Raw genomic sequence first — 12,854 nt, forward strand, 5'->3', positions numbered from 1 at the left:
TTGACCTAATGGCTGTCAACTCATCTCCCCGCCCGGTGCGGACAAAATCGCTGGGAATCGGGCGGGTCCTCGTGGTCGTCTACGGCATCCTCGCGCTTGCTGCGACGGGACGCTCGGTGTTCCAGATCATGGACCGATTCGCTGAAGCACCGCTCGCCTTCTCGCTCTCAGCGATCTCCGCAGTCGTCTACATCGTCGCGACCATCGCGCTCGTCGCCCCGGGTGCGAACTGGTACGCCGTAGCTCGGCTCACCATCTGGTTCGAGCTCGTCGGGGTGCTCGTAGTCGGCACCATCAGCCTCGCCGCCCCCGGTTTGCTCGGGCTCAACAGCACCAACCCGTTCGGGAGGGAGTCCACGGTGTGGTCTGCTTACGGCCTCGGCTATCTGCTCATCCCGCTTGTGCTCCCGGTGCTTGGCCTGCTTTATCTGCGCACTCGCCGCCCTGCTGCCGGTGCGACGGATGATGCGGCATGAGGTTCTATCCCTCTCTGGATGATGTGCCAGCCGACTTCGGTCCCTCCGCTGTCACGATCGGAAAATTCGACGGCGTGCACTCGGGTCATCGCAGCATCATTGCGAACCTGCGCCGGGAGGCTGCCGTGGCCGGGCTGGTATCGACGGTGCTCACTTTCGACCGGCATCCGTTCGCCCTTCTCAGCCCGGAAACGCTCCCCGAGAGCCTCACGAGCAATGACCAGAAGCGTGCCGTGCTCGAGACGACCGGCATCGATGCCCTGGTGATGATCGAGTTCACCCACGCCTTCAGCCTCAAGGAACCGCAGGATTTCGTGACGGATGTCCTGGTCGCCACCCTGCACGCACAGCTGGTTTTCGTCGGACCCGACTTTCGATTCGGCCACTGGGGGCTTGGCACCGCAGAGGAACTCGGACGGCTCGGTCGCCTCCACGGGTTCGAGGTGCGCGAGATCCAGGCTGTTCGCCCATCCGGGGACCGGGTCATCTCCTCCACCTGGATTCGTGACCTGCTGGCGCAGGGGCGTGTCGCCGAAGCTGCGACCATGCTCGAACGCCTGGCGACTGTGCGCGGAGTAGTGGTGCCGGGGGAGCGTCGCGGGCGCGAGCTCGGATACCCGACCGCTAATCTCGCCCGCTCTGTCGAGGGTTACGTACCGGCTGATGGGGTCTATGCGGCCTATGCCACGGTCGACGGCCGTCGGATACCCGCCGCGGTATCGATCGGCAACAATCCGACCTTCGTCGGAGTGCCCGACAAGCAGATCGAAGCCCACCTGCTCGATGAAGACCTCGATCTGTACGGCAAGACGGTGGAGATCGCGTTCGTCGAGTACATCCGCGGCATGGAGAAGTTTGCCAGTGTTGGCGAATTGGTCACCCAGATGACCCAGGACGAGGTTCGCGTGCGGCAACTGCTCGGGATGCCGGACCGCACGACGCCGATCGGCCCGCGCTCCTAGGTGTACTGCCTGGGCCCGCGCGCTCCCGCTGCCGACTGCATACGTGCAGGTCAGGCCACCACCGCGGAGCGATGCACGAGCGCTGCGGCTCCGATGAGCGGGCCGTCGCTCGAGAGTCCCGAAGGAACCACCTTCACCTTGGTGACAAAACCGAACTGCCAGCGGGTGGCTATGGCGGTGCGTATGTGGTCGAACAGAACCGGGGTCACCTGTGAGAATCCGCCGCCGATCGCCACGATCTCGAGGTCGACGAGGGATGTCGCGGAGGCGATCACCTGCCCGATGGCGCGTCCAGAACGCTCGATGGCCGCAGCGGCAATCGGGTCGCCAGCGCGAAAGCTCGCCCCGAGTTGCTCTCCGGTGGTGCCCGTCCAGCCCTGGCGGCGTGCCCAGGCGACCGTCTTCGGCCCGGATGCGATCGCTTCGACACATCCGATGCCGCCGCACAGGCAGGGATCATCGAAGCCGGCAACCTCGACGTGACCGATGTGTCCGGCATTGCCGGTGGGACCAGACACGGTATTGCCGTGCAGCACCAGGCCGCCCCCGATTCCGGTGGAGACGATCATGCCCATCACGTTGTCGTAGCCGCGACCGGCGCCGACCCAGTGTTCCGCGAGCGCGATGCAGATGCCGTCCATGCGCAGCAGCACCGGAATATCGGGAAGGGCGGATGCGACCTGGTCGCGAAGCGGGTAGTCGCGCCACACTCCGAGGTTGAGCGGCGAGACGCGTCCCTCTAGCTCATTCACCGGCCCCGCGGATCCGATGCCGGCACCGATGAGCCTCGCACCGACCGGAGCAGCCGCGGCGGCACGGCCGACAACCTCGTCGACGGAGTGGGCGAGCCCGTCGGAGTCCCGCTCCGGCCCGGTCGGAGCACGAAAACGGCTGCCGGACAGCACGACTCCATCGGTATCGACGAGAGCAGCTTCGACTTTCGTGCCCCCGACATCCACGGCCAGTGCGAAGACCGCGCTCACACGGCAACTCGCGACGCAATGAACGGCACAAGGTTGTAGAACGCGAACATGGCGACAATGCCGACGAGCGGCCTGTAAAAGGCATAGCGCCCGCGCACTTCGAAGAGGATGAACATCGCCGTGCCGGCGAACCAGGACAGCACCGCGAGGATCTTCGTAGCGATGCCGAACACCGGGACGACGAATTCGTCGGCATAGAAACTCGCCAGCGCGAGCATGAAGATCAGGCCGACGAGGCTGATCAGGATTGCCACGATGATGTCGACCACCACCACGGGTCGCGGCCGGCGTCTGCGAGCCGTGGCCGCGAGGTGATTCGGCATCTTCGTCGTCATGCGAACAGCCTATTGGAGGGCTCGCGGTGCGCAGTTCGCCTGTCGTCGGGCTGATGGTTATGAGGCTCTGCCACACTGCCGCGCACGCCGCCAACCGTTCCGACGACGCCCACTCAGGTGAGCAGGCGCTACTCTCTAATTGCTCAGATGAGCAATCAGTGCTCAAATGTTGTACTCGGGCAATCGACCCAATAGCGTTGGCACATCGGGTGAGAAGGAGGCGGCGGATGGCGACATCGACAGAAATGCTTTCCGTGCGGGCCGCCGAGCTGTACTACGAAGAAAACAAGACCCAGGACGAGATCGGATCCCTGCTCGGACTCACCCGCTGGAAGGTGGGTCGCCTGCTCAGCCAAGCGCGAGAACTGGGAATCGTTCGAATCGAAATCGTACATCCGAGTGCCAGAAAGCTGTCACTGGAACGAGAGCTGCGAGAGCGCTTCTCATTGGCGGACGCCGTCGTAGTGCCCTCGCCCTCTGACGGATCCAGCCTGGCCGACCGGGTTGCCGAAGCGGCAGCCCACTACTTGCACGCGTTGCGTCCGGTGCCGCGAACCCTCGGTGTGAGCTGGGGTCGCACCGTGGATGCCGTTGCCGAGCGGCTTCCCCAGGGCTGGGCGCGGGGCGTCGATGTCGTGCAAATCAACGGGGGAGTGAGCCTCAACCGCCGCGCGGGCAATGCTGCCTCAACCGCCGTCGCAATCGCGCGTTCCGGCGGCGGGCAGGCCACACTGCTGCCGAGCCCGGCGATTCTCGAGCACCGTAAGACCCGACTCGCTATCGAAGCCGACCGCACGGTGGCCGGAGTGCTCGAGCGGGCTGCCGGGGCATCCGCCTACCTCTACAGCGCCGGCGTGGCGGATGCGAGCTCAGTGCTGGTCGACAGCGGCTATCTGAGCCTGGACGATATCGCCCAGCTGGTGGCGAGGGGTGCCGTCGGTGATGTTGTCGGGCGCTACATTGACGCGGATGGCAACATCGTCGACAACGAATTAGACGAACGTACAGTGGGAGTTTCCCTCGAACAACTGAGAGCGGCGGCCGTCGCGATCGCGGTGATTGCCGGCGAGCCGAAGCACGCAATCGCTCGTGCGGTTGTGTCAAGTTCGCTGTGCTCGGTCTTTATCACCGACGAGGCGACCGCGCGGGCCGTGCTCGACTCTTCAGACTCCGGCACCACAATTCAGGAAAGAAGCTGACAGTATGGCCATCGAACAGGCGACACCGCTCGCTCCCCACTCACTCGCCCCTGCCGAGCGCGCGATCCAGCTCATCGGCGGCGAACTCACCGAGAAGAGCCTTCGGCTGCATCTCGAGGGACTGCCAGGGGTGGATGCGGTTGGTCTCGAAGCCCGCGCCGCCGCGCTCGGCACCCGCTCGATCAAAACCACGTCAAAGGCCTGGGCGCTCGACACGATCATCGAACTCATCGACCTGACAACCCTCGAGGGTGCAGATACCCCCGGCAAGGTGGCGTCACTCGTTGCGAAGGCGATCAACCCCGACCCCTCGGATCTGACCACCCCCTGCGTCGCCGCGGTCTGCGTCTACGGCGACATGGTGCCCTACGCACTCGAGGCGCTCGGAACCGCTGGGGGTGAGTCTGGAATCCATATCGCTGCGGTGGCTACCGCCTTCCCGAGTGGTCGGGCATCCCTGCCGGTGAAGATTGCCGACACCAGGGACGCCGTGCGATTCGGCGCCGACGAGATCGACATGGTGATCGATCGTGGGGCATTCCTTTCCGGACGGTACGGACTCGTCTTCGACCAGATCGTGGCGGTGAAAGAGGCCTGCCGGCGTGAGGACGGCAGCTCTGCTCACCTCAAAGTGATTCTCGAAACCGGGGAACTCACCACGTATGACAACGTGCGACGAGCATCCTGGCTCGCAATTTTGGCCGGTGCGGACTTCATCAAAACCTCGACCGGCAAGGTGGCCCCCGCCGCGACCCTCCCGGTAACACTGCTCATGCTGCAGGTCGTGAACGACTGGTATCGCCTCACCGGCGAGCGCATCGGCGTGAAGCCGGCCGGTGGCATCCGCACCTCGAAGGACGCGATCAAATATCTGGTGACTGTCGCCGAGACCGTTGGCCAGGAGTGGCTTCAGCGGCACCTGTTCCGATTCGGGGCATCGAGCCTGCTCAATGACGTGCTGCTGCAGCGTCAAAAACTCACCTCCGGCCACTACAGCGGCCCCGACTACGTAACGGTGGACTGAATCACAATGACTGAAACCATTCGCTTCCTCGACTACGCCCCGGCCCCCGAGTCCACGGCGATCCTCACACTCCGTGAGAGCTACGGCCTCTTCATCGACGGCGAGTTCTCCGACGGCCATGGCGAGTCCTTTTCGACCATCTCCCCGGCCACCGAGAAGAAGATTGCCCAGATATCGACGGCGGATGCTTCGGATGTCGACCGCGCCGTCGCCGCAGCCCGCCGCGCCTACAGCCGCACCTGGTCGAAGCTTTCGGGCGCTGACCGCGGCAAGTACCTCTTCCGTATCGCGCGCCTGGTGCAGGAGCGCGCCCGCGAACTCGCCGTCGCCGAGAGCCTGGATAACGGTAAGCCGATCAGGGAGAGCCGGGATGTCGACGTGCCACTCGTCGCCGCGTGGTTCTTCTACTACGCCGGCTGGGCCGACAAGCTCGACTATGCCGGTGTGGGGCCGAATCCGCGATCGCTTGGTGTCGCCGCGCAGGTGATCCCGTGGAACTTCCCGCTGCTGATGCTCGCGTGGAAGATCGCCCCGGCGCTCGCCGCAGGCAACACCGTCGTGATCAAGCCGGCAGAGACCACGCCGCTCACCGCGCTCATCTTCGCCGAAATCCTCCAGCAGGCTGACCTCCCGGCCGGCGTCGTCAACATCATCACGGGCGCGGGGGACACCGGGTCACTGCTGGTGAATCATCCGGATGTCAACAAGGTTGCGTTCACCGGATCGACCGCGGTCGGTCGCTCCATCGCCCGCTCCACCGCTGGCTCAGGCAAGAAGCTCACGCTTGAGCTTGGAGGCAAGGCCGCGAACATCGTGTTCGATGACGCGCCGATGGACCAGGCGATCGAGGGCATAGTCAACGGCATCTTCTTCAATCAGGGTCACGTGTGCTGTGCCGGATCCCGTCTGCTCGTGCAGGAGAACGTGAAAGATGAGGTGGTCGACCGGCTCAAGGCACGCCTCTCGACGCTGCGCCTCGGTGATCCGCTTGACAAGAACACCGACATCGGGGCGATCAATTCGCGCGCGCAACTGGACCGCATCCGCGAGCTCTCCGACATCGGTGAGCAGGAGGGTGCCGAGCGCTGGACTGCGGATTGCGAGATACCGAAAACCGGATTCTGGTTCGCACCAACCATCTTCACCAACGTGTCGACGAGCCACCGGATCGCCCGCGAAGAAGTTTTTGGACCGGTGCTCAGCGTGCTGAGCTTCCGCACCCCCGCCGAGGCCATCGCGAAGGCGAACAACACGCCCTACGGCCTCTCGGCCGGCATCTGGAGCTCGAACGGCAGCCGGGTGCTCGGTGTTGCCGACAAGCTGCGCGCCGGTGTTATCTGGGCGAACACTTTTAACCAATTCGATCCGGCCAGCCCATTCGGCGGCTACAAAGAGTCCGGCTACGGCCGTGAGGGTGGTCGGCACGGGCTCGCTGCGTATCTGACGAGCGCGGCCCGTGAATCCCTTGGTCAAGTAGCGCCGTCTTCGGCGCCCATCGAGACCCCCGCCGCGACCAAGAAGGCCACGAAATGACTCGCCTTGCAGTACCGAAGACCTACAAGCTCTACATCGGCGGCAAATTTCCGCGCAGTGAATCCGGTCGTGTGTACGAGATCACCAACGCCACGGGTGAGTTCCTCGCGAACGCCGCGAAGGCCTCCCGAAAAGATGCGCGGGATGCCGTGGTCGCGGCTCGCGCTGCGACCGGCGGGTGGGCTGGCGCCACCGGCTACAACCGCGGCCAGGTGCTCTACCGAATTGCGGAGTTGCTCGAGGGGCGCCGCGCCCAATTCGTTGCGGAGCTTCGCGCGAGCGAGTCACTCTCCGAGTCGGCCGCCCAACTGCAGGTGGATGCTGCCATCGACATCTGGGTCTGGTACGCCGGCTGGGCAGACAAGTACGTGCAGGTGGCCGGCAATGGCAACCCGGTGAGCGGACCCTATTTCAATATCTCGACCCCGGAGGCGACCGGAGTGGTGGCGATCATCGCCCCTCAGGAGTCCAGCCTGCTTGGGTTGGTCAGCGTCATCGCACCCGCACTCGTCAGCGGTAACACGGTTGTGGTTGTTGCGAGCGAGCGCGCCCCGCTCGCGGCGATCAGCCTAAGTGAAGTGCTCGCGACGAGCGATGTTCCCGGGGGAGTGATCAACGTGCTCACGGGTTCGGCCGCCGAGATTGCTCCGTGGCTCGCGAGTCACGCCGATGTCAACGCCCTCGACCTTGCCGGCGCTGGTGACCTCGACGGTGATCTGAGCTGGGTCGATCTGCAGATCGCGGCCGCCGAAACACTCAAGCGCGTGCTTCCACCCGAGAATGGCATTCCCGCGCCATCCGTCGAGCGGATCACGTTCTTCACCGAGACGAAGACGGTGTGGCATACAAAGGGAATTATCTGAGTCGTGGCGCCTGGCGCACAATTCACATCGACTGGCGGCACGGCCGCTCGGGAGGGAGAATCCGGTGATCGACGGTACGTCTGGCGCACACATCGACGGCACTGATTTGACGCGCGTACGTGAGACGCCTGGCGCACGCATTGTCGGTCTAGATCTCGCCCGATTCGTTGCCATCGTCGGCATGATGGCGACCCACGTGTGGTTCTACGCTGATCTCGACACGGGCGAACGGGTGGGATTTTCAGCGCTCTTTGACGGCCGAGCCTCGGCACTTTTTGCAGTGCTCGCTGGGGTGGGGATCATCCTGTCCACTCGAACAACACTCCTCACGCGCAGTCGGATGGCGGCGCGCCGCATGCTGGTCGGGCGAGGTGCTGCGCTCATCGCGACAGGCCTGACGCTGGGGCTGCTGCAGCCGCCGATGCTGGTCATCCTGGTCTATTACGGCGTGTTGTTCTGGTTTCTGGCCCTCGCACTCACCTGGCCGCATCGAGCACTCATCGCTGCCGGTGTCATCATCGTTTTCGCAGTGCCAGTGTTGGCATCCGCAGTGGGACTGTGGAGCGGAATTGGCAACACGACCGAGGCAGACAACCCGAGTTGGCTCGACTTCGCCGATCCGCTTGCGCTACTGCGCGGCGTGCTGTTCACCGGCATCTACCCGGTGTCGATTTGGCTTGCCTACGGGGTGGTTGGCATGCTGATCGGTCGCGCCCTTGTGGGCGCACGATCCAGAAAAGAACTTCGTTCAATTGCCATTCGGCTCGGTGCAACCGGTGCCGGTGTCTGGTTACTCGGTCTTGCTGCGGCTGCCGCAGTGCAGAACGCACTTAGCGTGGCGGATGCCGCGATGATCGATGTCGACGCCATCGGCAGGCCGTTTGCCGGTTCCTGGCTCTTTCTCCTCGGCACCGGCCCACACACTGGCACCTCACTCGATTTGCTGCTCACGATCGGTTGTGCAGTAACGGCGATCGGAGTTCTCGTGCTGTTCGGCACCGTACTCGGTGCGCGTGCACAGCGCATCCTTGGTCCAGTGATCGGTGCAGGCAGAGCACCGCTCACGGTGTACTCAGCGCATGTTATTTTCGTCGCCTGCACGGTGATTTTCGTCACGGGGAAGCCGTATGGGGCGTTGACAGCTGGCGACCTGGGCGCGATCAGCACAACCTGGTGGATCTCGAGCGCAGAGTTTTACGCCGCGAATGTGGTGCTTGCCCTCCTCATCGGCACAGTCGTTGTGCTGCTGTCACGTCGAGGACCGCTCGAGGCCTTCGTCACCTGGGTCGGGCGAAGAGCGGCGGATATCGGCCCCTTGGCACCGAGTCGAACAGGCTCACAGGTGCGGTAGTGGGGTAATCGAGGCCTACGCTGAGGCAATGGAGAAGCGCAGGATGGCGGCAGGTCACTCGGAGCTAACGACTCTTGTCGTCGCGCTGCTGGTGGGTTTCGCACTCACCCCGGTAATCGCAACTGGCGCCGCAGCTTCTGAGACGGACACGCGGGTGGCCCCGCACGTCAACTATTACGCGACCGCATCGAACGAGGCACGCGGCCCAATCTCGGTGCAGGCCAGGGCGCCGCAGGCCAGTGCGCCGCAGCCCAGTGCGCCGCAGCCCAGTGCGCCGCAGGCCAGTGCTTCGCAGTTCGCCCATGCGAAGTCTGCAGCCTCGACGACCACAGTTCCACGGACCGCCGCGCCGAAACCGTTCCCCATTGGCTATGTCATCGGCGGTATTCTCGTGATCCTCGGTGTGAGTGGGGGCATCTACGGCCAACGGATGCGGATTCGCGGCCGCAGACCGCCGCGCAAGTAGCACGCGCTGACCGTCCGAGTATCGCGCGCACATTCTCCCGAGTTTTCAGGTGGTATCCCTAGAATTAGAAAATGGTCAAACCAGCGCCGCAGGGCAAAAAAGTTCTCGTCACCGGGGCCACCGGATATATCGGTGGCCGGCTGGTACCGCGGCTGCTCGAGGCGGGCTACCGCGTGCGCGTGTTCGTGCGCAACCCGTTGAAGCTCACGGATGTGCCCTGGGTGAATCAGGTGGAGATCGCCACGGGTGATCTCACCGATCCGCAGGCTGTCGCTCACGCGGTGGAGGGCATTGACGTGCTCTACTACCTCGTCCATTCGATGGGCGCCAAGGGCGAATTTGAGCAGATCGAACTTGCCGGCGCGACCACTGTGGCGGCGGCCGCGAAGCCTGCGGGGGTTTCGCGCATTGTCTATCTCGGTGGATTACATCCCGACGGTGAGCTCTCACCCCACTTGCGGTCACGCGCAGAAGTCGGCCGTATTCTCCTGAACTCCGGCGTACCGACGGCGGCGCTACAGGCGGGAGTCGTAATCGGCTCCGGTTCGACCTCGTTCGAGATGGTGCGACACCTCACCGACGTGTTGCCATACATGCCCGCACCGCAGTGGGTGCGCAACTTCATCCAACCGATCGCAATCCGAGACGTGCTTTATTATCTGATTGCCTGTGCTGAACTGTCGCACGAGGTCAATCGCACGTTCGACATCGGCGGTCCGAATGTGCTGCGTTACGGACAGATGATGAACGGTTACGCGCTCGAGGCTGGACTCAAGCAGCGTCCCATAGCGGCGCTGCCGGTGCTCACCCCCTGGCTTGCTTCCCAGTGGGTGAACCTGGTTACTCCGATCCCGCGTGCGCTCGCCGTACCGATCATCGCCTCCCTGCAGTACAACTGTGTGGTGCACGAGCATGACATTGACAAATTCATTCCCGACCCCGAGGGCGGTCTCACTCCGTACCGACGATCGGTGCGACTGGCGCTCGGAAAAATGAGGGATGGCGCCGTCGAGACCGCCTGGCAAGATTCTGCGGTCAGTAATGCTCCGAGCGACCGGCTCCCCAGCGATCCGGAGTGGTCGGGACACACGGTGTACACCGACCTTCGGGAGCTTCGCACGAGTGCGCCATCCGATCAGGTCTGGCGGGTGATCGAAGGCATCGGCGGAGACCATGGCTGGTATTCGTTCCCCCTTGCGTGGGCGATTCGTGGATGGCTGGACAAGATCGTCGGCGGAGTGGGACTGCGCCGCGGCCGACGTAATGCAGCTCACCTCAATGCCGGTGACGCTCTCGACTTCTGGCGCGTTGAGGAACTGGATCGCGGTCGCTTCCTTCGGCTGCGCGCGGAGATGAAGGTGCCGGGGGGTGCCTGGCTCGAACTGAGCGTCACGCCCAACGAGGAGAGCGGCGGATCCAATTACCGCCAGCGGGCCGTCTTCTTCCCGCATGGCCTCGGTGGTCGCCTGTACTGGCTCAGTGTGTTGCCATTCCACGGGATAATTTTCGCGGGAATGGCGGCCAAAATAGTGCAGACTGCGGAAGCGCAAGTCCTGGCGGACGGTAAGGCGAACACCACATCCGTGGTCTGATGGACTGTGCCCCCTAGCCTTTCCCAGCGCCGGGAGACATCATGATGAGCGCGTATCACTCGCGAGGAGCGACCAGGGAGGTCACACAATGGCTGTAGAAAAAATAGTTTTTCTCGGTGACAGCCTCACTGAGGCTGGCGATTGGTCGGCATGGTTCCCCGATCTCACCGCCGTGAACCTCGGAATCGGCGGGAGTACCTCCGATGATGTGCTTGGTCGTCTCGAGCCGGTCGTAGCCCTTGATCCAGATGAAATCGTGCTGCTGATCGGCACCAACGACCTGGGTATGCGACGCAACGTCGAGAGTCTGGTGCGCAACATCCAATCCATTCTTGTTGATCTGCGTCGTGATCTACCCGGGTCGCGGATGCTCGTGCAGTCGATCATGCCGCGTGGCCGTGAGTTCGCCGACCGCATCCGTGAGGCCAATATCCATCTGCGCCAGTTCTCGGCGACCGTGCATGCGCAGTTTCTCGACCTGTGGCCAGCGTTGGCACTCGACGACGGTGAATTAAACCCGACCTTCTCCGAGGATCGATTGCATCTCAACGCCGCGGGGTACGAGGCCTGGCTGTCTGAGTTGCGCCCCGCTCTCGTTCGGCTTCGAGACCTGCCGCCGATGACCAGCCCGATCCGGGCGATCATGATCGACGACTACGCACGTCCCACCCCGCCAGCCTGACCAGGGTCACTTCACGGCTGGCCGTGGCCAGCGCTCTCGTCGTCGCCAGAACAGAGCGGAGTTTAACAGAGCAAAGTTGAACAGAGCAGAGTTGAACAGCGCAGATTCCGCGAGCAGTGTGCGGATCAGGACTGCCGCTGCCAACCGAAGCGCTTGACCTGCGGGAGAATAGCCCTGTGACCTCGTACCCGACGCCCGAATTCCGTCGCCCGGCACTGGCTCCGGGCATTCTGGGAGCCATTGTGCTGATCGCGGGGCTCGCGTTGCTTGATAATCCAGGCGGGTACCTCGTCATCAAGTTCGGGGTCGCGATCCTCGCGCTGATCATGTGCGTGTTCGCCTGGCAGGCTCGCCAGTGGTGGTGGATCATCGGGCTTGCCGTGATTGCCGTGGCCTGGAACCCGGTCTGGCCGTTCGCTTTCAGCGGGCAAGTTTGGGTCGCCTCGCAATTCGTCGCGTCGCTGCTCTTTGTGGCTACCGGGCTGCTGGTGAAGGTGATCAACCCGGAAGATCGCAATCGGTCTAAAACCGGCGCACGGCGCTGAACGTCGCACCGATCGAATAGTGCGCGTCACCGGTCGAGCGAGGGATTGCTCATAGTCGACTCATAGGCTCCTTCGGGCTGCTTGTCGGGCACCATAAATACTGCGCATAGCCGCCGCGGCAACAGTGGGAGACAGGGTGAAAAGTACCGTTCACCCAAGAATCCGACAGGAGCCCACGATGGTAAACATGACCCCACCCGCCAACAATCCCCAGGACGACGAGCCGGAACTCGGCAACTCCGAGGCCCCAACCGCCGATAACCGAGGGTCATCGGCCTCAGAAGAAGCGCCAACAGTGCCGATGCCAGCCGGATCGGTTCCAGCCGAATCAGTGCCAGCCTCCCCAGCATCCACTTCTCCGGCATCCGTAGCGCCCGCCCGCCCCATCTGGTCGAAGCGCGGACTCGTCCTCGCCGGCAGCATTGTTGCCGCGGTCCTCGTGCTCGGCGGAACCTTCGGCGGTGGAGTGTTCGTCGGCACCGCCACCAGTTCGAATCACGGCATCACCGACGCTCGGCAGGGCAACATGGACGGCGGCCCACGTGGTGGCGCCGGTCATGAGCGCGTCCAGGAGGGCGGCGAGCGGAGCGGCCCCGGCGGTGAGAGGGGCCAGGATGACGGCCAGAAGCGCGGCCCGGGAAGCCAGGATTCCACCAACGGCGGCCCAGGCACCGGCATGCCACCCGCACCGGCCCCGAGCACTGGACCGAGCACTGGACCGAGCGCTGCTCCCCAGGGTGGAACCGATGGCAGCACGGGTTCCACAAACGGCTAAGTGACCACACGTTCTTCCGCTCTCAGGGGAGGAGCCTAAAATGGGGTCGGCTAAAGATCTGCGCCTCA

General features: G+C 63.9%; 14 protein-coding genes. 12 read left to right on the plus strand and 2 right to left on the minus strand.

The annotated features are described in order from the left end of the window. The first annotated feature begins 8 nt into the window (after nucleotides 1–8). Both IWX88_RS06525 and IWX88_RS06530 read left to right on the plus strand, forming a co-directional pair. Complete coding sequence (locus IWX88_RS06525) at nucleotides 9–476, plus strand: hypothetical protein (RefSeq protein WP_196828451.1); 468 nt, start codon at nucleotides 9–11, stop codon at nucleotides 474–476. Then, on the plus strand, nucleotides 473–1,438 hold the full coding sequence (locus IWX88_RS06530) for a bifunctional riboflavin kinase/FAD synthetase (RefSeq protein ID WP_196828454.1): 966 nt from the start codon (nucleotides 473–475) through the stop codon (nucleotides 1,436–1,438). The genes IWX88_RS06525 and IWX88_RS06530 overlap by 4 nt, the downstream gene beginning before the upstream one ends. A gap of 50 nt (nucleotides 1,439–1,488) precedes the next feature. Here the strand turns inward: IWX88_RS06530 and IWX88_RS06535 are convergent, their stop codons facing one another. Together IWX88_RS06535 and IWX88_RS06540 are read right to left on the minus strand one after the other, a co-directional pair. After that, on the minus strand, nucleotides 1,489–2,421 hold the full coding sequence (locus tag IWX88_RS06535; protein ID WP_196828456.1) for an ROK family protein: 933 nt from the start codon (nucleotides 2,419–2,421) through the stop codon (nucleotides 1,489–1,491). Next, complete coding sequence (locus tag IWX88_RS06540) at nucleotides 2,418–2,756, minus strand: hypothetical protein (RefSeq protein ID WP_196828458.1); 339 nt, start codon at nucleotides 2,754–2,756, stop codon at nucleotides 2,418–2,420. Before IWX88_RS06540 ends, IWX88_RS06535 begins: the two co-directional genes overlap by 4 nt. A 227-nt stretch (nucleotides 2,757–2,983) precedes the next feature. On the opposite strand from IWX88_RS06540, the gene IWX88_RS06545 reads away from it, so the two are divergent. From IWX88_RS06545 to IWX88_RS06590, 10 genes are all read left to right on the plus strand, one after another. After that, on the plus strand, nucleotides 2,984–3,955 hold the full coding sequence (locus IWX88_RS06545; protein WP_196828460.1) for a sugar-binding transcriptional regulator: 972 nt from the start codon (nucleotides 2,984–2,986) through the stop codon (nucleotides 3,953–3,955). 4 nt (nucleotides 3,956–3,959) lie between these two features. Further along, a complete protein-coding gene (gene deoC, locus IWX88_RS06550; RefSeq protein WP_196828462.1) occupies nucleotides 3,960–4,979 on the plus strand; it encodes a deoxyribose-phosphate aldolase in 1,020 nt (339 codons plus the stop codon). Nucleotides 4,980–4,985: 6 nt separating this feature from the next. Next, nucleotides 4,986–6,512, plus strand: a complete 1,527-nt coding sequence (locus tag IWX88_RS06555; RefSeq protein ID WP_231368931.1) for an aldehyde dehydrogenase family protein — start codon at nucleotides 4,986–4,988, stop codon at nucleotides 6,510–6,512. Continuing rightward, nucleotides 6,509–7,375 carry an aldehyde dehydrogenase family protein gene (locus IWX88_RS06560; RefSeq protein WP_196828464.1) on the plus strand — a complete coding sequence of 289 codons (867 nt, stop codon included), beginning with the start codon at nucleotides 6,509–6,511 and terminating at the stop codon, nucleotides 7,373–7,375. The genes IWX88_RS06555 and IWX88_RS06560 overlap by 4 nt, the downstream gene beginning before the upstream one ends. Nucleotides 7,376–7,439: 64 nt before the next feature. Beyond that, complete coding sequence (locus IWX88_RS06565) at nucleotides 7,440–8,726, plus strand: heparan-alpha-glucosaminide N-acetyltransferase domain-containing protein (protein ID WP_196828466.1); 1,287 nt, start codon at nucleotides 7,440–7,442, stop codon at nucleotides 8,724–8,726. A gap of 28 nt (nucleotides 8,727–8,754) precedes the next feature. Then, on the plus strand, nucleotides 8,755–9,192 hold the full coding sequence (locus IWX88_RS06570; protein WP_196828468.1) for a hypothetical protein: 438 nt from the start codon (nucleotides 8,755–8,757) through the stop codon (nucleotides 9,190–9,192). Nucleotides 9,193–9,263: 71 nt separating this feature from the next. Then, the gene (locus IWX88_RS06575) at nucleotides 9,264–10,784 is read left to right on the plus strand and encodes an SDR family oxidoreductase (protein WP_196828470.1); all 1,521 of its coding nucleotides are present in this window, start codon (nucleotides 9,264–9,266) and stop codon (nucleotides 10,782–10,784) included. 88 nt (nucleotides 10,785–10,872) lie between these two features. Continuing rightward, nucleotides 10,873–11,466 carry a GDSL-type esterase/lipase family protein gene (locus IWX88_RS06580; protein ID WP_196828472.1) on the plus strand — a complete coding sequence of 198 codons (594 nt, stop codon included), beginning with the start codon at nucleotides 10,873–10,875 and terminating at the stop codon, nucleotides 11,464–11,466. A gap of 176 nt (nucleotides 11,467–11,642) precedes the next feature. Next, nucleotides 11,643–12,011 (plus strand): DUF6804 family protein, encoded by a 369-nt coding sequence (locus IWX88_RS06585; protein ID WP_196828474.1) that lies wholly within the window; start codon nucleotides 11,643–11,645, stop codon nucleotides 12,009–12,011. A gap of 187 nt (nucleotides 12,012–12,198) precedes the next feature. After that, nucleotides 12,199–12,786, plus strand: a complete 588-nt coding sequence (locus tag IWX88_RS06590) for a hypothetical protein (RefSeq protein ID WP_196828476.1) — start codon at nucleotides 12,199–12,201, stop codon at nucleotides 12,784–12,786. The last annotated feature ends 68 nt before the right edge of the window (nucleotides 12,787–12,854 follow it).

It is taken from the genome of Frigoribacterium sp. CG_9.8, from assembly GCF_015751965.1.
Lineage (GTDB): Bacteria > Actinomycetota > Actinomycetes > Actinomycetales > Microbacteriaceae > Lacisediminihabitans.